The organism is Amycolatopsis mongoliensis (assembly GCF_030285665.1).
GTDB classification, from domain to species: domain Bacteria; phylum Actinomycetota; class Actinomycetes; order Mycobacteriales; family Pseudonocardiaceae; genus Amycolatopsis; species Amycolatopsis mongoliensis.
Genome location: NZ_CP127295.1, coordinates 3,249,671 through 3,271,209, shown reverse-complemented (window position 1 = coordinate 3,271,209; position 21,539 = coordinate 3,249,671). Strand labels below are relative to the sequence as shown.

Here is a 21,539-nt window from a genome sequence, read left to right as displayed (position 1 = left end):
TCACTGGTTCCGGGTGTCGTCTCCCCTCGCGTGCCGCCCTCGCCGGAAGCCGCCTTGAAGGCTCGTCATCCGCTCGCGTACCGCTTCCGGGGAAAGAGAGAGTATCGGCCGCTGCTCCGGCACCGATCCGGGGCTCGCCGCCGAATCGGCGGCCTGGAGGAACGGCCAGGTGTCCTCGGCGCCGTCCTCCTGCTCCAGCTCGGCCGGCGTCGGCCACTCGTAGTCGGGCTCGATCGCGGCCGGAGGCGAGACGGGCGCCATCTGCGGTTCGGTGTCCTCGTCGTCCGGGTTCGGTTCGGCCGCCACCGGCGCGACGACCGGCGGAGGCGGCGGAGGTGGTGGTGGCGGCGGCGGGGCCGCCGAGAGCGCGTGCCTCGGCTGGGGCTCGGCGGGCCGGGGCTCCTGGGCCACCGGAAGCGGTTCGGCAGGCGGTCGCGGTACCTCGGGCGCGGCCGCCGCCCCGGGCGCCGCGGCCGCGTCGAACCAGCGCGACAGGACGTCGCGGTAGGCCGGCATCCGCTCGGTCGGGGCGTCGAGGTCCAGGTGCGAGTCGTCGTCCGCGGTCGGCCATTCGGGGCCGGGCTCGCGGGCCACCACCGGGGCCCGGCGCAGCGGGCCCGCCTCGATCGACGGCGGGGTCAGCTCCTCCGGCTCAGGCTCGGGCTCCGGCTCGGGTTCCGGCGGCGTGAGCGGGGCCAGCGGCGCCAGCAGCTCCGGTTCGGGGGCCGCGGCCGGCTCGGCGGGCGGGGGCGGGCCCGGCATCGGCGGCAGCTCGACGATCAGCGCGGCCGGCACCAGCACGGTCGCGACCAGCCCGCCGTCCCGGCCCGAGCTCAGGCTGACGTCGATGCGGTGGCGCGTGGCCAGCGTCGCGACCACGAACAGGCCCATCCGGCGGGACACCTCGACGTCGACGTCCGGCGGGTGCGCGAGCCGCGCGTTGGTGCGGTCGATCTCGGCCTGCGGCATGCCGGCGCCGCGGTCGATGATCTCGAGCTGCCAGTCGCCGTCGTGGGTTTCGGCGCTCGCGACGGTGACCGGAGCGTCGCGCGAGTACCGCGTCGCGTTCTCCAGCAGCTCCGAAATGACGTGCACGAGGTCGTTGACGGCCTCGCCGCGGACGGCGACCTGCGGTGCCGGGCCGAGCTCGATGCGCTGGTAGTGCTCGACCTCCGAGAGCGCGGCGCCGATGATCTCGTCGGCCGAGACGGCGCCGGCGTCCTCGCGCGTCGAGTCCTGGCCCGAAAGCACCAGCAGGTTCTCGCTGTTGCGCCGCATCCGCGTCGCGAGGTGGTCGAGCTCGAACAGCCCGGCGAGGGTGTCCGGGTCCTGCTCGTCGGCCTCCATCCGGTCGAGCACGGACAGCTGCCGCTCGACGAGGTCCTGGCTGCGCTGCGAGAGGTTGACGAACATCGCGTTGACGTTCTCGCGCAGCATCGCCTGCTCGCCGGCGAGCCGGACGGCTTCCCCGTGCACGGCGTCGAACGCGCGCGCCACCTGGCCGAGCTCTTCGCGCGTGAACACCGGGACCGGCGCGACGGCGAGCCGTTTCCGCAGGTTCTCCGGGGCGGGTTCGGGGTCGGTGAGCAGGTTCTGCACGGCCGCGGGCAGCCGGTGCTCGGCGACTTCGAGGGCGGTCCGGCGCAGGATCCGCAAAGGGCGCAACAGGGACCGGGCGATGACGACCGACAGCACGCCCGCGACGAGCAGAACGCCGAGCACGACGCCGCCGTCCCAGATCGCCGCCGCGCGCGCCTGCGCCGCCAGGGCGTCCGTGCGTTCCTGCAACTGGACCAGCAGCGCCTGCTGCACCTGGTGGGCGAGGTTCACCGTGTGCGTGGCCGAGACGTCCCACTGGTTCGGGTCGAGGCCGTTGAGGTTCTGGCCGTTCTCGGTGCGGGTGAGCGCGGATTCGACCATGTCGTTGCCGATGTCGACGACCAGGCCGATCACCGTGTCGTCGAACATCCGCTGCTGTTCGGGCGTCGCGAAGGTGCGGTAGTCGTTGCGCGCGGCGGCGAGCTCGGCTTCGGCGCCGAGCAGCGCGCGCGTGCGGTCGCGGTTCAGGCTGCCTTCGGCGAGCGCCTCGGCCAGCACCGCGCGCTTGACCGACATCTGGTCCTTGATCCGGGCCAGCGCGTTGCCGGCCAGGCGCAGCCGGGCGAGCTCCGGGTCCGAGACGTCGGCGGCGGCCGAGTCGCTGATGTCGAGCAGGCCGGAGATCAGCTCGCTGTAGGAGCGCAGCACGGCGTCGGCGGGGAACGCCGAATGCTCCGCGGAGAAGCGGAGACCGCCCAGAACGCGCAGCCGGTCGTCGGTCTGCTGCAGGCTTTCCGCCGCCTTGGCGTCGAGCCGGGGTTTACTGTCGGCCAGGGTCCGTTCGAACGTGCCGATCGCCTGGTCGACGCGTTTGCGCTGACCGGTGAGGTCGGCGGTGTCGCCCTGGCGGTCCTGGGCGACGAACCGGACGGTGAGGTCGCGTTCGCGCTGCAGCTCGTGCAGGGCTTCGGCGATCGTGCTGTCGACGCGGCCGCGCGTGGCGAACTCCGCGAGCTGCCGGGCGTCCCGCAGGTCCGAGCTGACCCGCAGGCCGACGAGCGCGATCACCGCCAGCGCGGGGATGAGGAGGACGGCGAAGAGCTTCGTGCCGAGACGCCAGTTGCGGAGCCGCCACCGGCCGCCGGCCGAACGTGGATCCGCCGCGTCGCCGCCCTTGCGGGGACGCTTCTCGCGACGGGTCACCTGGTTTCCTTTTCCGCCGCGGGAGGGAACCCACGGATCCGACGACACCTCGAACCTACTGAACGGTAGCCCGCTCCATGAAGATCCGAAAGCCGCGCTGGCGCGATACGGCCCTGCCCGCGATCGTATGGGGCGCGGACCATACGATCCAGCACGAGAACCAGATTCTCGCGGTAGGTGAAGGTTCATGATCAGACGCGGACGGATGATTCCGCTGGTGGCGGCGCTTCTGGCGACCGCCGGGTGCAGCGTGTTCTCTTCCGGCGCGCCGGCCGCCCCGCCGCCATTGGAACGGACCACCCTGCGCGTCGGTGTGGGCAACGCCATCGACACGGCCCCGCTGCGGATCGCCGTTGCGGCCGGCAGGTTCGGCGCGGCGGGGCTGAACGTGCAGCTCGTCGAACTCGGCGGCGAAGACGGGCTGGCCAAGCTGGCCGCCGGCGACCTCGACGTCACCTTCGCCTCCGACGTCGCGTTGTTCCGCGCCGCAGCCGGCGGGACGGCCGTCCAGCTGCAGGGCGAGGCCTACGCGTCCGGCCCCACCACGATGGCGCTGGTCACCCTGCCCGGCTCGGACTACGTCGTGCCGACGTCGAAGAAGTCGCCCGAGATCGCGGTGAACATGCTCGACGACGTCGGCGCGCTGGCCGCGCGCTCGGTGCTCGGCACCGCCGGCGTCGACGTGACGAAGATCAAGTTCAAGCAGGTCGGATTCGACCGGATGCCGCAGTCCCTGCAGGCGGGCGACGTCGACGCGGCGCTGATGATCGAGCCGTACATCACCCGCGCCGAGAAGGACCTCGGCGCCCACATCCTCGCCGACGGCGCCCGCGGGGCGACGCTCGACTTCCCGCTGTCCGCCTACGCGTCGGCCAAGCCGTTCGCGCAGGCCAACCCCCGCACGCTCGCGGCGTTCCGCACGGCACTGGGCGCGGCCCAGCAGAGCGCGACCGACCCGGCCATCGTCCGGGACGCGCTGCCGAAGTTCTCTGACATCGACACGACCACGGCGGCCCTGATCTCGCTCGGCTCGTACCCGGCCTCGCTCAACGGCATCCGCCTGCAGCGCGTCGCGGACCTGATGCACAACTCGGGCCAGCTCGCGAACCGCCTCGACGTCCAGGCCCTGCTCCCGGACCAGAACGGGTATTAGCTCCCGGCGGCAGCCGGACGTCGTGAATGACTCATTCATGTCTTCAGACGAAGTGAATGAGTCATTCACGACATCTCGGCGGCGACTTACCGGCTGTGGTTCGGCTAGATGTTCTCGCCCGGCGGGGCCAGGCACACGGTCCGGCGCGGCGGCCCGGGGTAGCTCAGCACCTGGTCGGCGTCCTCGCAGCTCTCGTCGCCGCGGTAGCCGGTGATGACTTCGGCGCGTTCCTTGGCCGCCGGGTCGTTGCAGCTCACCTTGCCGATGGTGGCCTGGTCGTCGACGTCGCGCAGGCAGTCGCCGGTGCTGACGTTCAGCGCCAGGCAGAGCGTGCGCTGGGAGGCCGAGCCGGTGCCGGTGATCTGGAACCGCACGTAGTCGCCGGAGCCGCAGCGGAAGGTCCCGGTGTAGCTGTCGTCGACCTTGTAGGTCGCGTTGTCCGTGCCGCAGCCGACGCGGTGGTAGGCGAGCTTGCCGCCGCTCTCCCGCGTCAGGTAGAGGCAGTCGCCGTCGGACGGCGGGCCGGCGCGGTCGATCCAGTAGATGCTCAACGCGCCCAGTGAGCCCAGGCCCAACGCCAGGATGACGCACGCGGCGAGCGTGATCTTCACCTTCGTCGTGAACCAGTGCGGGATCGGCTGCTGACCGGGCACCGCCGGCATCGGCGCGGACGGCATCGCGTAGTCCGGCGACCGGAACGGGTTGTCGTCGAACGGTGGTGTGGTCAACGTGCCCTCCAGTGATCCCCTCGGCCGTGGCGGCCCACCGGCGACCCCGCGACGGGAGCGGGCCGGAGCGAGCCACGTATAACAGTAGTTGTGACTGATGGCCCGCTGATCGTCCAGTCCGACAAGACCGTGCTCCTGGAGGTCGACCACGCCCAGGCCGGCGACGCGCGCGTCGCGATCGCGCCGTTCGCCGAGCTCGAACGGGCTCCGGAGCACGTCCACACCTACCGGATCACGCCGCTGGCCTTGTGGAACGCGCGTGCCGCGGGCCACGACGCCGAGCAGGTCGTCGACGCGCTGACGACGTACTCGCGCTTCCCCGTGCCGCAGCCGCTGCTGATCGACGTCGTCGACGTGATGGGCCGGTTCGGCAGGCTGCAGATCGCCAACCACCCGGCGCACGGCCTCGTCATGTCGACCACCGACCGCGCGGTGCTGACCGAGGTCGTCCGGAACAAGAAGATCAGCCCGATGCTCGGCGCCCGGATCGACGAGGACACCGTCCTCGTGCACCCGTCCGAGCGCGGGCGGCTGAAGCAGGCGCTGCTGAAGGTCGGCTGGCCGGCCGAGGACCTCGCCGGGTACGTGGACGGCGAAGCGCACCCGATCGCGCTCGACGAGCAGGACTGGCACCTGCGCGACTACCAGCGGATGGCCGCGGAGGCGTTCTGGGCGGGCGGCTCCGGCGTCGTCGTGCTGCCGTGCGGCGCCGGGAAGACGCTGGTCGGCGCGGCGGCGATGGCTCGCGCGCAGGCCACGACGCTGATCCTGGTGACGAACACCGTCGCCGGGCGGCAGTGGAAGCGCGAGCTGATCGCGCGGACGTCGCTGACCGAGGAGGAGATCGGCGAGTACTCCGGCGAGAAGAAGGAGATCCGGCCGGTCACCATCGCGACCTACCAGGTGATCACGCGCAAGACCAAGGGCGAGTACCGGCACCTGGAGCTGTTCGACTCGCGCGACTGGGGCCTGGTCGTCTACGACGAGGTGCACCTGCTGCCGGCGCCGGTGTTCCGGATGACGGCGGACCTGCAGTCCCGGCGGCGGCTCGGCCTGACCGCGACGCTGGTGCGCGAAGACGGCCGCGAAGGTGACGTCTTCTCGCTGATCGGCCCGAAGCGCTACGACGTGCCGTGGCGCGACATCGAGGCGCAGGGCTGGATCGCGCCGGCGGAGTGCACCGAGGTCCGCGTGACGCTGACCGACGCGGAACGCCTGGAGTACGCCACGGCCGAGGCCGACGAGCGGTACAAGCTGGCCGCGACGGCGCTGACGAAGACCCCGGTGATCAAGTCCATCGTGGAGAAGCACGCCGGCGAGCCGACCCTGGTGATCGGGGCGTACCTCGACCAGCTCGAGATGCTCGGCGACGAGCTCGACGCCCCGGTGATCCAGGGCGCGACCCGCAACAAGGAGCGCGAAGAGCTGTTCGACAAGTTCCGCCGGGGCGAGATCAAGACGCTGGTGGTGTCGAAGGTCGCGAACTTCTCGATCGACCTGCCCGAGGCCTCGGTGGCGATCCAGATCTCGGGAACGTTCGGCTCCCGCCAGGAGGAGGCCCAGCGGCTCGGACGGCTCCTGCGCCCGAAGGGCGACGGCCGTCAGGCGCACTTCTATTCGATCGTCTCGCGCGACACGGTCGACACGGAGTACGCGGCACACCGGCAGCGGTTCTTGGCGGAGCAGGGGTACGCGTACCACATCGTGGACGCGGACGACCTGCTTCGGCCGCTCTGAGTTCACGCTGGGGTCGTCCCGCATCGATCCGGCGGGCGCACGCCTCCGTCTGCTGACCGGCGTGGGCGACCACACCGGGCCGTCATCCCTCCTTCGGCCTAGCGAATCGTCACAGGAACAACTTTCGCCACAGACGTCCCTCCCATAGCTCTGACCTGCGGATTTGTGGATTCACTCGAACGGATGAGCGGGTGGATCGCTGGAAATTGTCGGACCCTCGAACTACTGTTCGACATGCACCAGCCGAACACAAGTTCGAGGGGACGTCCATGACCATCGCACCGCTCCGCCCCGGTACGCCCGCGCCGCCGGTCCAGACCCTGCCACCGGGATCGTGGCACGGCCGGCTGTGGGTGTCCGACCTGCCGCTGACCCGGCCCGAGCGCTACCTCGGCTGCGTGGCCGAGTTCGAGCGGTCGGGGTTGTGGCCGGTGCTGATCCCGCACGACCAGCGCTTCGCGGCGAACGGCGAGGACTGGATCGACGACCGCGGCCGCCTGGCCCCGGCGGGCCACCGGGTCCCGGCGGCGGACGCGGCGGGAGCCCTGGCCCGCTGGTGGGACGGTTCCTGCTGCGACGGCGCGTGCCTCCGCCCGTTCGGCGCGCGGTTCCCGGGTCTGGCCAAGCGAAGCCCCCGCAGGTCCGACCCGCTGGCGGAAGCGGGCAACACGGGCTCGATCCTGGCGTCGCGCGCCCCGCACCGGCTGGGTCTGGTCCAGACCGAGCGGCCGGCGGACATCCCGGCCCTGCTGGGCTGGACGGGCATGATCAAGTGCACGGACCAGGTGGCCGAGCTGTCCGCGGTGCTGCGCAGCTGGGAGGACCGCTTCGGCGCGACGCTGGTGGTGCTGGGGTTCGACACGCTGGAGCTGTCGGTGTCGGCGCCACCCCGAAACCAGGCACGGGCCTTGACGGTGGCGGCGGAGCACCGGGCGTTCAGCCTGCCGACCTTCGCGGGGCAGCCGGGGAACCTGCGCGAGTACGCGTCGGGGTTGGTGCAGTCGCGGCTGTGGCGGTTCTCCTGGGCGTGAACGCCGGTTTCCCACGGGCGGGGCGGGGTTCCCGTGGACGGGACAGGGTTCCCGCGGGCGGGGCGGGGTTTCCGCGGACGGGGCCGGGCTCCGTCGGGCGGGGCAGGGTTCCCGCGGGTGCGACCGGGTTCCCGCGGGCGGGGCGGTTTCGGCTCCGCTACCGCGCTCTCCACGCCGCGAGGCAGCTCCCCGCACCCAAGCGACCTCCCGCCACACGCACCCGCCCCCTCGGCGCCCCCGTCCCCACCGAAAGTCACTCCATGAGCAAACGGCTCAAAGGCCCCATCAGACGGCCGTCCGTGAAGTTGGGTCGGCGGTCCCGGCTGGTGGTCCATCCGTCCGGACGGCACCCGCTTGGCCGCGTTTGGCCGCACCGGCGAGCGGGCATCACCCACCGCGGGAAGGCGGTGAGGGCGATCGCCGAAATCCGGATCGGCACCTCGGGGTGGCGCTACCCGCCGTGGCGCGGGGTGTTCTACCCACCAGGACTCGCGCAGCGGCGGGAGCTCGAACACCTGTCGCGGCGGATGAACGCCGTCGAGATCAACGGCTCCTTCTACTCCCTCCAACGCCCGGAGCGGTACCGCGCCTGGTTCGACGAGACCCCGGCAGACTTCCTCTTCGCGGTCAAGGGCGGCCGCTTCATCACGCACATGAAGCAGCTCCGCGACGTCGAAACAGCGCTCGCGAACTTCTACGCATCCGGCGTTCTGGCCCTCGGCGCGAAGCTCGGGCCGTTCCTCTGGCAGCTTCCGCCGAGGCTGACGTTCGACCCCGACCGGCTCGCGCACTTCTTCGCCCTCCTGCCCCGCACCACGACCGAGGCGGCCCAGCTCGCGGCCAAGCACGACGACAAGCTGAAGGGAACGCCTCACCTCGACCCCGGGAAGCGCCGGCCGTTGCGGCACGCGCTCGAGGTCCGGCACCCGAGCTTCGCCGAGCCCGCGGCGAAGGAGCTGCTGCGGGAACACGGGATCGCCCTCGTCGTCGCCGACACCGCCGGCAGGTGGCCGTTCCTCGAGGACCAGACCGCGGACTTCACCTACGTCCGCCTCCACGGCGACGAGGAGCTCTACGTCAGCGGCTACTCGGACCAGGCCCTGCGCCGGTGGGCGGACAAGATCCGGGCCTGGCACGACGGCGGGAAGCGCGACGTCCACGTCTACTTCGACAACGACGTGAAGGTGGAGGCACCGCGCAACGCCGAGGCCCTCGCCGATCTGCTCGGTGTCGCCCCGGCGACGAGACAGTGAGACGAGACAGTGAGTGGACAGTGAGCGCCGTCGGCTTGAGTGGACACGCGGGCCGGACCGGCTTGCGTGCTGTCGCTGGGGGTCGGCACGCGGGCGGTCCGCCGCGCACCATCCACGCGGGTCAGCCGCCGGACCCCACCAGAGCCGCCAGCTTCGCGCGCACGTCGTCCGCGTCCGGGTGATCCAGCTCAGTCAGCAGCCGCACCGAGCGGACCCAGCACTCCCGCGCCACCGCCCGGTCCCCGTGGCGCAGGTGGATCGTGCCCAGCTGGGCCAGCACGTCCGCCGCCTCGTACTGCTCACCCATCTCGAAGAACATCGAAACCGAGTCGCGGATGCACGCGATCCCCTCGTCCAGCCGGCCCAGTCCCACCAGCGCCAAGCCGCGCGTGTGCTGGGTGAACCGCGTGTCCACCGGCTCGCCGTCGGGGCCCAGCACGGCCAGCGCGGCATCCGCCAGCCGCAGCGCCTGCTCGTGGTCGCCCATCGACGTGCAGATGTCGCCCAGCGCCCGCAGCACACTGGCCTCGAACGCCCCCAGCCCCAGCTCGCGGACGATCTCCAGCGCCTGCATCCCGTGTTCGTACGCCCAGGCGTAGTCGTCGAGGTTGTGCGCCGCCATCGCCAGGTTGTACTGCGCCCGTGCCTCGCCCTCCCGCGCGCCGAGTTCGCGCTGGATCGCCAGCACCTGCTCCAGGAACCGCCGTGACTCGTCGTACTGCCGCGCGACGCCGTTGACCACGCCGAGCCCGCTCAGGATGCCCGCCTCGCCCGGCCGGTGACCGCTCGCCCGCGCCGCTTCGAGCGCCACCGCGAACACCGAGCGCCATTCGTCGAGCCGCGAGCGCGTCACGAAGTAGCTCTGCAGCAGCCAGGCCAGCTTCCAGCAGACGTCGTCGCGCCGGCTCCGCGCCAGGTGGACCGCGGCGATCAGGTTGCCGGCTTCCTCGCCGAACCAGTCCAAAGCGTCGTGGTACGACGCGAACTCCAGGCCGCCGCCGAGGTCGTCCAGGTCCAGCAGCCGGTAGTAGCGCTCCGGCCGCATCCGCCGTGACGCGTTCAGCGCCGACGCCAGGTACCAGTCCAGCAGCCGGTCCAAAGCGGCGTCGCGCTCCGAAGCCGGGTCGACCTGCGAAGCGACTTCGCCGGCGTACGCCCGGATGAGGTCGTGGAACTGGTAGCGGCCCGGCCGCGGCTGGGCGAGCAGGTGGGCGGCGGCCAGCGTTTCCAGCATCGGCCGGGTCGCCGCGACGTCCAGCCCGGCGACCGCGGCCGCCGCCGGGGCGGTGAAGTCGACGCCGGTGGGCAGCCCGAGCAGCCGCAGCAACCGCGCCGCCGGCGGCTCCAGCGCCTGGTAGGAGTACGAAAACACCGAGCGGATGTTCGTCCCTTCGCCGTCGGCGAGGTCGAACGAACCGAGCAGGTCGGTCTCGAGCGAGTCGACGAACTCGTCGAGCGCCAGGTCGGGGAACTGCGCCGCCCGCACGGCGAGGATCCGGATCGCCAGCGGCAGCCCGCCGCAGTAGCGCACGAACCGCTCGGCCGCGGCGGGATCACGCGCCACCCGGTCGAGGCCGATCGCCGACGCGAGCAGCTCGACGGCGTCCTCCTCGCCGAGCTCCTCCAGCGCGATCCGCCGCGCGCCGTGCGTCGCGACCAGCGCGCGCAGCTGCCAGCGGCTCGTGATCACGACCAGGCAGCCCGGCCCGGGCAGCAGCGGCCGCACCTGCTCGGTGCGGTTGGCGTTGTCGAGCAGGACCAGCAACCGGCGCCCCGCGCTGTGCGTCCGCCAGCTCGCCGCGCGGCCGTCGAGGTCGCCCGGGATCGCCTCGCACGGCACGCCGAGCGCGGTCAGCATCGCCTCCAGCGCCGCCGACGGCTCGACCGGCTCGCCGGGCCCGTAACCCCGCAGGTTGAGGTAGACCTGCCCGCCGGGGAACCGGCCGGCGATCTCGTGCGCGAAGTGCACGGCCAGGGTCGTCTTGCCGATGCCGCCCATGCCCTCGACGGACGCGATCGGCGTCGACGTGCCGGCGTCGATCGCCTCCGGCAGCAGCGCGTGCAACGCCTTGAGGTCGCACTCGCGCCCGGAGAAGGTCCGCAGGTCGGCCGGCAGCTGGTGCGGCACCTGCGGCTCGGCGCCCAGCCGGTAGCGCGCCGGCAGGCCGGCGCCGGCCGCGTCGTCGGCACCGGTGAGGATCGCCTGGCGGGTCCGCTGCAGCGACGGCCCGGGGTCGAGGCCCAGCTCCTCGGCCAGCACGTCGCTGATCCGGCGGTGGACGTCGAGCGCCTCGGCCTGCCGGCCCGACCGGTACAGCGCGACCATCAGCTGCTCGTGCAGCCGCTCCCGCAACGGGTTTTCCCTGGTCAGCCGGGTCAGCTCGGGGATGACGGTGCCGTATTCGCCGACGTCGAGCAGGGCGTCCGCCCACTGCTCGCGGACGCGCAGCCGTTCTTCGGCCAGCTGACCGGCCTCGTCGCGGTGCAGCGCGTCCGACTCGACGTTCAGCAGCGCCGCGCCCCGCCACTGCCCGAGCGCCTCGGCGAAGAGCGCGGCCGCCCGCCGGCTTTCGCCGCGGTCCATCGCGGCCTTGCCCCGGGTGGCGAGGGCACGAAACCGGGAGAGGTCCAGCAGGTCGTCGTCGAGCTCGATCAGGTAGCCGCCGCTCTCGGTGCGGATCGCGACCTGGTCGCCGAGGGCGCGGCGCAGGCGCAGCACGTACGTCTGGAGCGCGCCCTTGGAGCGGCGGCGGTCGTCGTTCCAGAGCCAGCGGCCGAGCTCGTCGACCGGCACGACCCGGTTCGCGCGCAGCAGAAGCCCGGCCAAGACGATCAGCGGCCGGCTGCCCCCGAGTGGCACCAGGTGGCCGTCTGCCGTGACCTCGGCCGGACCCAGCACGCGGAAGTCGAGGACCACGGAGTCATTCTGGCCGGAACCGCGCTGTTCGGCACCCGTTTGCCGAAGTCGGGGATGGCATGATCGGCGACGATGAAGGTCTACGCGATCCCCCTGCGCAATCGGTTCCGCGGTATCACGGTCCGCGAAGGCGTCCTGCTGCCCGGCCCGGCGGGCTGGGGCGAGTTCTGCCCGTTCGCCGACTATTCGGACGCCGAGAGCGTCCCCTGGCTGCACGCGGCGCTGGAAGCGAGCGAGACGGGCTGGCCGGCGCCGGTCCGCGACCGGGTCGAGGTGAACACGACGGTGCCGGTCGTCGGCCCGGAGAAGGCGTACGAACTGGTCCGCGCCTCCGGCTGCCGGACGGCGAAGGTGAAGGTGGCGGACCCGCGTTCGTCGCCGGCGGACGACTGCGAGCGGGTGGCGGCGGTCCGCGACGCGCTCGGCCCGTCCGGTGCGGTGCGGATCGACGCGAACATGGCCTGGGACGTCGACACGGCGGTGCGCGCGATCACGGACCTCGACAAGGCGGCGGGCGGCCTGGAGTACGCGGAGCAGCCGTGCCCGACGATCGACGACCTCGCGGCGGTCCGTCGGCGGGTGCCGGTCCGGATCGCGGCCGACGAGTCGATCCGCCGCGCGGAGGACCCGCTGAAGGTGGCGGTCGCGGGGGCGGCGGACATCGCGGTGCTGAAGGTGGCGCCGCTGGGGGGCGTGCGCCGGGCGCTGGAGGTCGCGGAGGCGTGCGGGCTGCCGTGCGTGGTGTCGTCGGCGGTGGAGACGAGCATCGGGCTGGCGGCGGGACTGGCGTTGGCCGGCGCGCTTCCGGAGCTGGAATTCGCTTGTGGACTGGGGACGATTTCGTTGCTGGAAGGTGACGTCTGCGCGTCCTCACTGTCCCCTGTGGACGGATACCTGCCGGTGCCGGGTGAAGCTCCGGTGCCCACCGATGCCTACCCCGCGTCGCCCGAGGTCGAGGCGGCGTGGCGGGACCGGCTGGCGAGGGTCCGGGCCCTGACCTGAGTGGTTTCCCTGAGCGCAAGTTCAGGGTCGGGTCCGGGCCGTTCCGGATGTGGGGCGGGGCCGTCCGGCGCGAACATTGAGCCATGACGAACAGCGTGTACACCCCGGAAACCAAGAAGCTCCGCCGCAGCACGAGCGACAAGATGCTCACCGGCGTCTGCGGTGGCTGGGCCACCTACCTCGGCATCGACGCCAGCGTCCTGCGCATCGGCATGGTCGCCGCCGTCTTCCTTTCCGTCGGCATCGCGATCCCGGTCTACATCGCCGCCGCGATTCTGACCCCCGAAGAAGGCTCCTGAACGCGGGCGGGCACCGGCTCGCAGGGGGAGCCGGTGCCCGCCGGATGACCGGGGGGTGCCGATGAACGGCCCGGACGCCAAGGGGACGTCCGGGCCGTTCGGCGTAGCCGCCTGGTCCGAGCAGCGCAAAAGCTCACCGCGAACCCCGTACGAGGGGTTAGGGTTCGCGGTCGTGGATCAAGGGAGCAGGCAAGCGGCGAAGATCGTCGTGGGGATCTTGGGCGGGCTCTACCTGCTCGCCGGGCTGGGGCTGACGGCCTTCTCCGCGTTCGTCGCACTCGCCTTCAACGACACCGGCAGCGCGAGCGCCACGAAAACCGTGCTCTACTCCGCCGCCGGGCTCGCGATCTGGATCCTGCTCACCGGCATCGGCGCGATCGTCGTCGCGCTGGAGGCGGAAGAAGCGAGCACCGCCTGGCTAGGGGGCCTCGGCGTGCTCGCTCTCGGCGTTGTCATCCTCGGCGCGTACGCCGTCTGGTTCTTCACCAGGCCGTAGACCGCGCCCATAAAAAGAAAGCCCGGCCCGCCGAAGCGGACCGGGCTTTCCCTGCGTGGATCAGAAGTCCATGCCACCCATGCCACCGGACGGGTCGGCGGGAGCGGCCGAAGCCTTCTCCGGCTTGTCCGCCACGACGGCCTCGGTGGTCAGGAACAGCGCCGCGATGGAAGCGGCGTTCTGCAGCGCGGAGCGGGTGACCTTCGTCGGGTCCGGCACGCCGGCGGCGAGCAGGTCCTCGTAGACACCCGTGGCGGCGTTGAGGCCGTGACCCTGCGGCAGGCCCTTGACCTTCTCCACCACGACGCCGCCTTCGAGGCCGGCGTTGATCGCGATCTGCTTGAGCGGGGCCTCGACGGCCACCTTGACGATGTTGGCACCAGTGGCCTCGTCGCCCTCGAGCTTCAGGCCCGCGAAGGCAGCCTCGGCAGCCTGGATGAGAGCGACGCCACCACCGGCGACGATGCCCTCCTCGACGGCGGCCTTGGCGTTGCGCACCGCGTCCTCGATGCGGTGCTTGCGCTCCTTGAGCTCGACCTCGGTCGCGGCGCCGGCCTTGATGACGGCCACGCCGCCGGCCAGCTTCGCGAGCCGCTCCTGCAGCTTCTCGCGGTCGTAGTCCGAGTCCGAGTTGTCGATCTCGGCGCGGATCTGGTTGACGCGACCCTGGATCTGGTCGGCGTCGCCCGCACCCTCGACGATGGTCGTCTCGTCCTTGGTGATGACGGCCTTGCGGGCCTTGCCCAGCAGGGACAGGTCCGCGTTCTCCAGCTTGAGGCCGACGTCCTCGGAGATGACCTGGCCACCGGTCAGGATCGCGATGTCCTGCAGGATCGCCTTGCGGCGGTCACCGAAGCCCGGGGCCTTGACGGCGACGGACTTGAAGGTGCCGCGCATCTTGTTGACGATGAGGGTGGCCAGGGCCTCGCCCTCGACGTCCTCGGCGATGATCAGCAGCGGCTTGCCGGACTGGATGACCTTCTCCAGCAGCGGCAGGACGTCCTTGACGGTGGAGATCTTGGAACCGAAGAGGAGGATGTAGGGGTCCTCCAGCTCGGCTTCCTGACGCTCCGGGTCGGTGACGAAGTAACCCGAGATGTAGCCCTTGTCGAAGCGCATGCCCTCGGTGAGCTCGAGCTCGAGGCCGAAGGTGTTGCTCTCCTCGACGGTGACGACGCCTTCCTTGCCGACCTTGTCCAGCGCCTCGGCGATCAGCTCGCCGATGGTGCGGTCGGCGGCCGAGATCGAGGCGGTAGCAGCGATCTGCTCCTTGGTCTCGATCTGGACGGCGGCCTTGTGCAGCTGCTCGGTGATGGCCTCGACGGCCGCCTCGATGCCGCGCTTCAGGCTGATCGGGTCGGCTCCGGCCGCGACGTTGCGCAGGCCTTCCTTGACCAGGGCCTGGGCGAGCACGGTGGCGGTGGTGGTGCCGTCACCCGCGACGTCGTCGGTCTTCTTGGCAACTTCCTTGACGAGCTCGGCCCCGATCTTCTCCCACGGGTCTTCGAGCTCGATCTCCTTGGCGATGGAGACGCCGTCGTTGGTGATGGTCGGCGCGCCCCACTTCTTTTCGAGCACGACGTTCCGGCCCCGCGGGCCGAGGGTCACCTTGACGGCTTCGGCGAGGATGTTCAAGCCACGCTCGAGACCGCGGCGGGCGTCCTCGTCGAACGCGATCAGTTTGGCCATTGCGGTGTGGTCCTCCGGTATTGGGCGCCACCGCCGCGCTGTATCACATGCAGCGGCGGCAGCAGGACTCTTTCCTCGGCCAGGCTCGGTGCCCGCGACGGACGACTGAACCGGGTGGGGGTCAGCCTCACCGTCCCGACCTTCAAGCACGCGGCCGGTGGCCGCGCACCTGGCACTCAACGGCGTCGAGTGCCAAGTCCGTGTTTAGCACTCTGCGGGGGAGAGTGCAAGAAGACCTGCTCAGCGCGGCCCGGATTCAGTTGCCCGGCTTGATGGAGATCGACGGCGGCGGGGTGTTCAGCGACGACGTCGGGTTGCCCTGCGAGTCGCCGGGGCCGACCGGGATGTTCGGGGCCGTGGTCGTGCCGCCGCCACCGCTGCCGCCGTCGCTGAACAGGAAGATCGCGCCCACGACCAGGCCGGCCAGGACCAGGAGGCCGAGGACGATGAAGATCCACTTCGCGCCGCCGCCGCTCTTCGGCTGGTGGAACGCGCCCGCGCCGCCGGCGGGCATCGGGGGGCGCAGCCGCATCGGGTCCTGGCCGTAGCCCTGCTGGGGCATGCCCTGCTGGGGCGGGTAGCCGTACCCCGGGGGCGGGCCCTGCGGCGGCATCCCGGGCGGCGGGCCCTGCTGCTGGGGATAGCCGTAGCCGGGAGGCGGCCCCTGGGGCGGCGGGCCCTGCGGCCCCTGCGGGCCCGGGCCGTAGCCGGGCTGCTGCTGTCCTCCGTACGGATGCACGGGGGCCCCCTCTCCCTGCGGTGCGCTGTTCTGGTGCGGCCCCTGTTGTACCTGACCGGGGCGCTGCGGCGCGGGGATTCCACCCGAATTGGACCCGGGAGGGCCCGGTGGGGTGTCCGACGCCGCCAGGGGGCCGAGCGCGCGGCGGGCGGCCGCGATCATCTCGACGCAGCTGGGGTAGCGGTCCGCGGGGTTCTTCGCCATCCCCTTCCGGATGACCTCGTCGATCGCCGGCGGCAGCGCGACCGCCCGGGAGATCGCCGGCGGGTCGCCGTTGAGGTGGCCCTTGATCACCGTCGGCACGTCGCCCTTGAACGGCGGGCTGCCGGTGAGGCAGGCGTAGAGGACGCACGTCAGCGCGTACTGGTCGGTGCGCCCGTCCAGCGGCTCGCCGCGCAGGTGCTCGGGCGCCGCGTACGTCGGCGAACCGAGGAAGTCGCCGCCGCGCGTCCGGTGCCCCGTCGCGCCGCGGCGGGTCAGCCCGAAGTCGGCGACGTACACGTGCTCGCGCGAGGTCTCCTTCTTCGTCACGAGCACGTTGGCCGGCTTGACGTCGAGGTGGACCAGACCACGGTTGTGCAGGGTGTCGAGGGCGTCCGCGACCTGGTCGAGCATCGTCAGGGTGCGCGCGGGCGCGATCGGGCCGCCCGAGATCAACCCGGCGAGATCGCCGCCGTCGACCATGCGCATGGCGATGTAGAGCATGCCGTCGAGCTCGCCGAAGTCGTACAGCGGCACGACGTTGGCGTGGTCGATCGCGGACGTGTTGCGCGCCTCGTCGACGAACCGTTCGCGGAACTCGGCGTCGGCCCCGAGGTGGTCACCGATGACCTTCAGGGCCACCTTGCGGCCCAGCCGCACGTCCGTGGCCTTGTAGGTCACGCTCATGCCGCCCTTGCCGAGCACCCCGTCGATACGGTAGTTGCCCAGCCGGCGACCGGTGAGGTCCCCCGACACATCGCCTGTCACGCCCGGCAGCCTAACGTCCCTGGTTCGGAGCCTGCCGGGGGTTCGCCAATCGGGTGATGAGGGTGGCTACGACACCTTGCGGACGTCGGCCGCCTGGCTCCGCCCGTCGCGGCCGGACTGGACTTCGAACTCGACGCGGTCGCCTTCGTCCAAAGTGCGGAATCCGTCGGCCTGAATGGCGGAATAGTGGACGAACACGTCCGGACCGTCGGTGGATTCGATGAACCCGTAGCCCTTTTCCGAGTTGAACCATTTGACGGTGCCGACAGCCACGGCGCCCTCCCTCAGCACAAAGGATCCGCTGGCCCGAGCGGATGCCAGCGGCGGAGTGTCAATCACGCTACCGGAATTATTCCCCTCGGCAATGGGCAATTCGTCCGAAGATCACGTGCGGGAAAGACGACCGTTCCGCGCTTGCACGAGCACCGTCCCTGGCCCCGCGAAGTCGACCGCGAGCCCTTCGCCCGTGCGCAGCGACTGCGGCCCGCCGGGATCGAGCGCCCGCAGCCGGCACTGCACGGTGTCGGGGTAGGCCAGCAGGTAGTCCGGCCGGACGGTGACCAGCTCGCCCTGGCCGAGCTCGAACGCGTCGACCGGGCCGGGCGCGGCCAGCACGAGCGGCCCGGTTCCGCTGTAGTGCTCGAGGAACCCGGAGTCCGCGCCGAAGAGCTGCTGCAGCGGCGCCCAGTTCGGGTCGTGCCGGACCGACGAGGGCCGCACCAGCACGGCTTCGCGGTGCACCGACCAGCCCGTGCCGCCGCCCAGGTCGAGCGGGTAGACGTCGCCGGGGCGCAGCGGCGCGAAGTCGATCCAGCCGCCGTCGGACGGCGCGGTGTAGACGACCGCGGCGGACTTGCCCGCGCGGACGCCCCCGCGGCCCACCGGTGCCTCGGTGACGCCGAAGCGGCTGGCGAGCAGCGTCTCGGGCGCGGCCTGCACCGACTCGCCGGGGTCGAGCAGGACGCGGGCGACGCCGAAGACGGGGGTGTGCCGGGTCTGGACGCGCATCAGCGGGACGGGACGTGCGAGACGATCCAGCTGACCAGCGCGGACGGGTTGCGCGTCTGCGTCATGATCTGGCCGGGACCGGCGAAGTCGAACACGAGGCCTTCGCCGCTCTTCATGGACTGGATGATGCCCGTCGCGACCTTCCGGATCTGGTACTGCACGGTGTCGGCGTACGCGACGACGTGCCCGGTGTCGACGGTGACCATCTCGCCCTGCTGCAGGGTGATGGTCTCGACCGCGCCGTAGCAGGCGACGAGCAGCTGGCCCTGGCCGGTGGCGTGGGTCAGGAACCCGCCTTCGCCACCCATCAGGTTCTTCATCCCGCCCCACTTGGTCTCGGTCTGCACGCCGTGCGACGACGCGAGCCAGCAGCCGCGGGTGACGGCCCAGCCGGTCCGGCCGTCGAGCTGGATCACCTGGATGTCGCCGGGGAGGTTGGCCGCGACGTCGACCCAGCCGCCGTTCTGCGGCGCGGTGAAGGTGGAGATGAAGAAGGACTCGCCGGAGAGGAACGCGCGGCCGAGGCCCTTCATGATCCCGCCCTGGGACTGCGACTGGACCTGCACGCCGTAGCTGGTGGCCATCATCGCGCCGGACTCGACCTGGCACGGCTCGCCGGGCGCCAGCATCAGCCGGGCGACGGCGAACGAGGGCTGTTGACGGACTCCGACCTGCATGCGTGCTCCCCTACGGCGTGCTCGTGACGGGCAGAGTCTTGCACGCCGCTCCAGGACGGGGAGGATGGTCCGGTGATCTCCGTCGACGACTACCGCGACCGCGTTGCCGCGCTCCTGGGCAGCTCCCCCGCGACCGCCCTGCCCCTCGCCGCCGCGGCCGGCCTCGTCCTGGCCGAGGACGTGCGGGCCGGCGTTTCCCTCCCGCCCTTCGACAACTCCGCGATGGACGGCTACGCGGTCCGCGCCCATGACACTGCGGCCCCGCCGGTGACCCTGCCGGTGGCCGACGACATCCCGGCGGGCCGCGTCGACGTCGGGACGCTGGAACCGGGCACGGCGCACCGGATCATGACCGGTGCCCCGCTGCCGCCCGGCGCGGACGCCGTCGTGATGGTCGAGGACACCGACGGCGGCACCGAGACCGTGACCATCTCCGCCGCGGCCAAGGAAGGCGCGCACATCCGGCACACCGGCGAGGACGTCGTCGAAGGCAGCGTCGCGCTGCACGCCGGTACGGTGCTGGGCCACTCGCAGCTGGGGCTGGCGGCCGCCGTCGGGCTCGCCGAGGTGCGGGTGCACCGGCCGCTGCGGGTGCTGATCGCCTCGACCGGCACCGAGCTGATCGACGCGCCGGCGCCGTTGCGGCACGGCCAGATCTACGAGTCCAACAGCGTGATGCTCGCCGCGGCGGTCCGCGGCCTCGGCTGCGAGGTCGAGGTGGTCCGCAGCGTCGTCGACGACGTCGAGGAGTTCCGCAAGGTCATCGAGCCGAAGCTGGCCGACGCCGACCTGCTGGTCACCTCCGGCGGGGTCAGCGCGGGCGCGTACGAAGTGGTGAAGGACGCGCTGACCGGCCAGGGCGTCGAGTTCGCGAAGATCGCGATGCAGCCGGGCGGGCCGCAGGGCTGCGGGCGCTGGCAGGGCGTGCCGGTGGTGACCCTGCCCGGCAACCCCGTCAGCGTCCTGGTGTCGTTCGAGGCGTTCCTGCGCCCGGCGCTGCTGACGGCGATGGGCCACACCGACGTCTCGCGGCGGCGGGTGCGGGCCCGGCTGACCGAGGCGATGTCCTCGCCGGCCGGGCGCCGCCAGTACCGCCGGGGCGTGTTCACGCCGTCCGACCGGGAGGTCACCGGGGTCGTCGGGCCCCGCGGCGGCCCCGGTTCGCACCTGCTGGCCGCGTTCACCCAGGCCAACTGCCTGATCGTGCTGCCCGAGGACGTCACGTCGGCAGCGGAAGGCGAGGAAGTGGACGTCCTGCTGCTGTGACCGGGAAGTCGCGCAGCTTCCGGAAGGGCGCGAGGACCGGGAGCGCGGCGACCAGCACGACGGACGCCACCCACAGCGTCTCGCGGACGCCGAGCACCTCGCCGAGCACGCCGCCGAGGACCCCGGCCAGCGGGATCGTGCCGTAGGCGGCGAGCGAGGCGCTCGAGGTGATCCGGCTGAACAGCTCCGGCGGGCAGTACGCCTGCCGGAACGTCGTGGTGAGCACGTTCGACGCGACGACGCCCGCGCAGACGCCGAACACGCCGAGGACGAACAGCGACAGCCGCCAGCCCGGTCCGCTCAACGGCCCGAGCACCATCATCGGCGCCGCGGCCACCTCGCACAGCAGGAACGCGCGGGCGGTGCCGAAGCGGGCGCCGAGCCGCCCGGCCAGCGCCGCGCCGAGGATCCCGCCGGCCGCGGCGAGCGCCAGCACCAGGCCGACCAGGCCGGGCGCGGCACCGAGCGTGCGGGACAGGAAGACGATCTGGATGGAGCTGTAGCCGGTCAGCGCGAGGTTCGACACCGCGCCGAACACCATCAGCGACCGCAGGTACCGGTCGCCCATGACGAACCGCAGGCCTTCGCCGATCTGGCTGCGCAACGGCGTCCGTACCGCCGGGGCCACGGTCTCGCGCACCCGGATCGCGCGCACGCACAGCACGGAGACACCGAAGCTGACCGCGTCGGCGAGGATGCCGCTGACCGGGCCGAACGCCTGCGCCAGCAGCCCGGCCAGGCCCGGTCCGCCGACCTGGGTCGCCGACTCGCTGCCCTGCAGCTTCGCGTTGGCTTCGAGGAGGTCGTCCTTGCCGAGCAGGACGGGCAGGTAGGCCCGGTAGGCGAGGGTGAAGAACACCTTCGCGACGCCGCCGAGCAGGGCGGCGGCCAGCAGGTACGACATGGTCAGCGCCCCGAACGCGGCGGCGGCCGGGACGCTGCCGAACACCACCATCGACACGGCGTTGCAGGTCAGCATCACCGGACGCTTCGGGAGCCGGTCGACCCACGCGCCGGCGGGCAGGCCGACGACCAGCCACGGCAGCCAGGCGACCGCCGTCAGCAGCGCGACCTCGAAGGTGCTCGCGCCGAGCGTGACCACCGCGACCAGCGGCAACGCCGTGCTCGCGACCATGCTGCCGAGCATGCTCGTGGTCTCGCCGGTCCAGAGCAGCCGGAAGTCGCGGTTCCCCCAGAGCCCCTTCACGGCTGGCCCAGCGAAGCTCGCGCGGCGAAGAAGACGGGACGGCGTTCGACGCCGTCACCCGGTTCAGTGCGGTTCTCGAACTCGGTGAGCAGCAGGAGGATCCGCTCGTTCAGCTCCTCGAGCTCGGCAACCGACAGCCGCATCCAGGTGTCGGTGCTGAACGCCGAGCCGCGCCACTGCTCAGGGTAGGTCTCACGGTTCGCGATCCACTCGCGCGCGATCGCCATCTGGTGGTCGAGGGTGAGCACCTCGGCGGCCTCGGCGACCGGATCGTCCGGGAAGTCCGCGGCGGCCCACCGGAGTGTCTTCGCACTGCGCTTCCACCAGCGTTCCCGCTGGTCACGCGCCAGCTCGGGGGCCTCTTCGACCAGCTTGGCCGCGGCCAGCACCTTCATGTGGTGGCTGATGTTGCCGACCGCCTGGCCGGTCTTCCCCGCGAGTATCGACGCCGTCGCCGGGCCGTCCAGGTGGAGCAGTTCCATCAACCGCCGCCGCAAAGGGTGCGACACCGCCGCCAGCACCTTCGAATCCCGGATGTCCCGGACCTCATCGCTCATGTCACACAAGAGTAGTTGTACAACAACTCTTGTGCAATACCTCTTGTGCGACTGCTCGCGTAAGCTCCC

18 protein-coding genes are annotated in these 21,539 nt (G+C 71.8%); 8 read left to right on the top strand and 10 right to left on the bottom strand.

The window, feature by feature from the left end:
* Positions 1-2,742, bottom strand: a complete 2,742-nt coding sequence (locus tag QRX60_RS15975; protein ID WP_286001564.1) for a sensor histidine kinase — start codon at positions 2,740-2,742, stop codon at positions 1-3.
* Between the two features lie 187 nt (positions 2,743-2,929).
* Between QRX60_RS15975 and QRX60_RS15970 the strand changes: the two genes are divergently transcribed.
* The gene (locus QRX60_RS15970; protein WP_286001563.1) at positions 2,930-3,895 is read left to right on the top strand and encodes an ABC transporter substrate-binding protein; all 966 of its coding nucleotides are present in this window, start codon (positions 2,930-2,932) and stop codon (positions 3,893-3,895) included.
* A 104-nt stretch (positions 3,896-3,999) separates the two neighbouring features.
* On the opposite strand, the gene QRX60_RS15965 is transcribed toward QRX60_RS15970, so the two are convergent.
* Positions 4,000-4,623 (bottom strand): LppU/SCO3897 family protein, encoded by a 624-nt coding sequence (locus QRX60_RS15965; protein ID WP_286001562.1) that lies wholly within the window; start codon positions 4,621-4,623, stop codon positions 4,000-4,002.
* A gap of 90 nt (positions 4,624-4,713) precedes the next feature.
* Between QRX60_RS15965 and QRX60_RS15960 the strand changes: the two genes are divergently transcribed.
* The 3 genes from QRX60_RS15960 (at position 4,714) to QRX60_RS15950 (ending at position 8,644) form a co-directional block, all read left to right on the top strand.
* Positions 4,714-6,360 (top strand): DNA repair helicase XPB, encoded by a 1,647-nt coding sequence (locus QRX60_RS15960; protein ID WP_286001561.1) that lies wholly within the window; start codon positions 4,714-4,716, stop codon positions 6,358-6,360.
* Between the two features lie 269 nt (positions 6,361-6,629).
* Positions 6,630-7,391 (top strand): DUF4253 domain-containing protein, encoded by a 762-nt coding sequence (locus QRX60_RS15955; RefSeq protein ID WP_286001560.1) that lies wholly within the window; start codon positions 6,630-6,632, stop codon positions 7,389-7,391.
* 407 nt (positions 7,392-7,798) lie between these two features.
* On the top strand, positions 7,799-8,644 hold the full coding sequence (locus tag QRX60_RS15950) for a DUF72 domain-containing protein (protein ID WP_286001559.1): 846 nt from the start codon (positions 7,799-7,801) through the stop codon (positions 8,642-8,644).
* A 121-nt stretch (positions 8,645-8,765) separates the two neighbouring features.
* Here QRX60_RS15950 and QRX60_RS15945 read toward each other — a convergent pair whose 3' ends face one another.
* A complete protein-coding gene (locus tag QRX60_RS15945; RefSeq protein ID WP_286001558.1) occupies positions 8,766-11,561 on the bottom strand; it encodes an AfsR/SARP family transcriptional regulator in 2,796 nt (931 codons plus the stop codon).
* Between the two features lie 72 nt (positions 11,562-11,633).
* Here QRX60_RS15945 and QRX60_RS15940 point away from each other — a divergent pair, with 72 nt between their 5' ends.
* From QRX60_RS15940 to QRX60_RS15930, 3 genes are all read left to right on the top strand, one after another.
* Positions 11,634-12,563 (top strand): o-succinylbenzoate synthase, encoded by a 930-nt coding sequence (locus QRX60_RS15940; RefSeq protein ID WP_286001557.1) that lies wholly within the window; start codon positions 11,634-11,636, stop codon positions 12,561-12,563.
* Between the two features lie 83 nt (positions 12,564-12,646).
* Positions 12,647-12,862: a PspC domain-containing protein gene (locus QRX60_RS15935; protein ID WP_286001556.1), complete on the top strand. Its 216-nt coding sequence runs from the start codon at positions 12,647-12,649 to the stop codon at positions 12,860-12,862.
* A gap of 61 nt (positions 12,863-12,923) precedes the next feature.
* Entirely contained in the window at positions 12,924-13,358 is a 435-nt protein-coding gene (locus QRX60_RS15930; protein ID WP_286001555.1) for a hypothetical protein, read from the top strand.
* Positions 13,359-13,418: 60 nt separating this feature from the next.
* On the opposite strand, the gene groL is transcribed toward QRX60_RS15930, so the two are convergent.
* The 5 genes from groL to QRX60_RS15905 form a co-directional block, all read right to left on the bottom strand.
* On the bottom strand, positions 13,419-15,047 hold the full coding sequence (groL, locus tag QRX60_RS15925; RefSeq protein WP_155540626.1) for a chaperonin GroEL: 1,629 nt from the start codon (positions 15,045-15,047) through the stop codon (positions 13,419-13,421).
* A 256-nt stretch (positions 15,048-15,303) separates the two neighbouring features.
* Positions 15,304-16,755, bottom strand: a complete 1,452-nt coding sequence (locus QRX60_RS15920; protein ID WP_286001554.1) for a serine/threonine-protein kinase — start codon at positions 16,753-16,755, stop codon at positions 15,304-15,306.
* A 66-nt stretch (positions 16,756-16,821) separates the two neighbouring features.
* On the bottom strand, positions 16,822-17,028 hold the full coding sequence (locus QRX60_RS15915) for a cold-shock protein (protein WP_286001553.1): 207 nt from the start codon (positions 17,026-17,028) through the stop codon (positions 16,822-16,824).
* Between the two features lie 111 nt (positions 17,029-17,139).
* On the bottom strand, positions 17,140-17,763 hold the full coding sequence (locus QRX60_RS15910) for an AIM24 family protein (RefSeq protein ID WP_286001552.1): 624 nt from the start codon (positions 17,761-17,763) through the stop codon (positions 17,140-17,142).
* Positions 17,763-18,440 (bottom strand): TIGR00266 family protein, encoded by a 678-nt coding sequence (locus QRX60_RS15905; RefSeq protein WP_286001551.1) that lies wholly within the window; start codon positions 18,438-18,440, stop codon positions 17,763-17,765. Before QRX60_RS15905 ends, QRX60_RS15910 begins: the two co-directional genes overlap by 1 nt.
* 72 nt (positions 18,441-18,512) lie before the next feature.
* On the opposite strand from QRX60_RS15905, the gene moeA reads away from it, so the two are divergent.
* Positions 18,513-19,706 (top strand): molybdopterin molybdotransferase MoeA, encoded by a 1,194-nt coding sequence (moeA, locus tag QRX60_RS15900; RefSeq protein WP_286001550.1) that lies wholly within the window; start codon positions 18,513-18,515, stop codon positions 19,704-19,706.
* Here the strand turns inward: moeA and QRX60_RS15895 are convergent.
* Positions 19,660-20,913, bottom strand: coding sequence for an MFS transporter (locus QRX60_RS15895; RefSeq protein ID WP_286001549.1), 1,254 nt, complete (start codon positions 20,911-20,913; stop codon positions 19,660-19,662). The genes moeA and QRX60_RS15895 overlap by 47 nt on opposite strands.
* Positions 20,910-21,470, bottom strand: coding sequence for an ArsR/SmtB family transcription factor (locus tag QRX60_RS15890; RefSeq protein WP_286001548.1), 561 nt, complete (start codon positions 21,468-21,470; stop codon positions 20,910-20,912). Before QRX60_RS15890 ends, QRX60_RS15895 begins: the two co-directional genes overlap by 4 nt.
* Between the last annotated feature and the right edge of the window lie 69 nt (positions 21,471-21,539).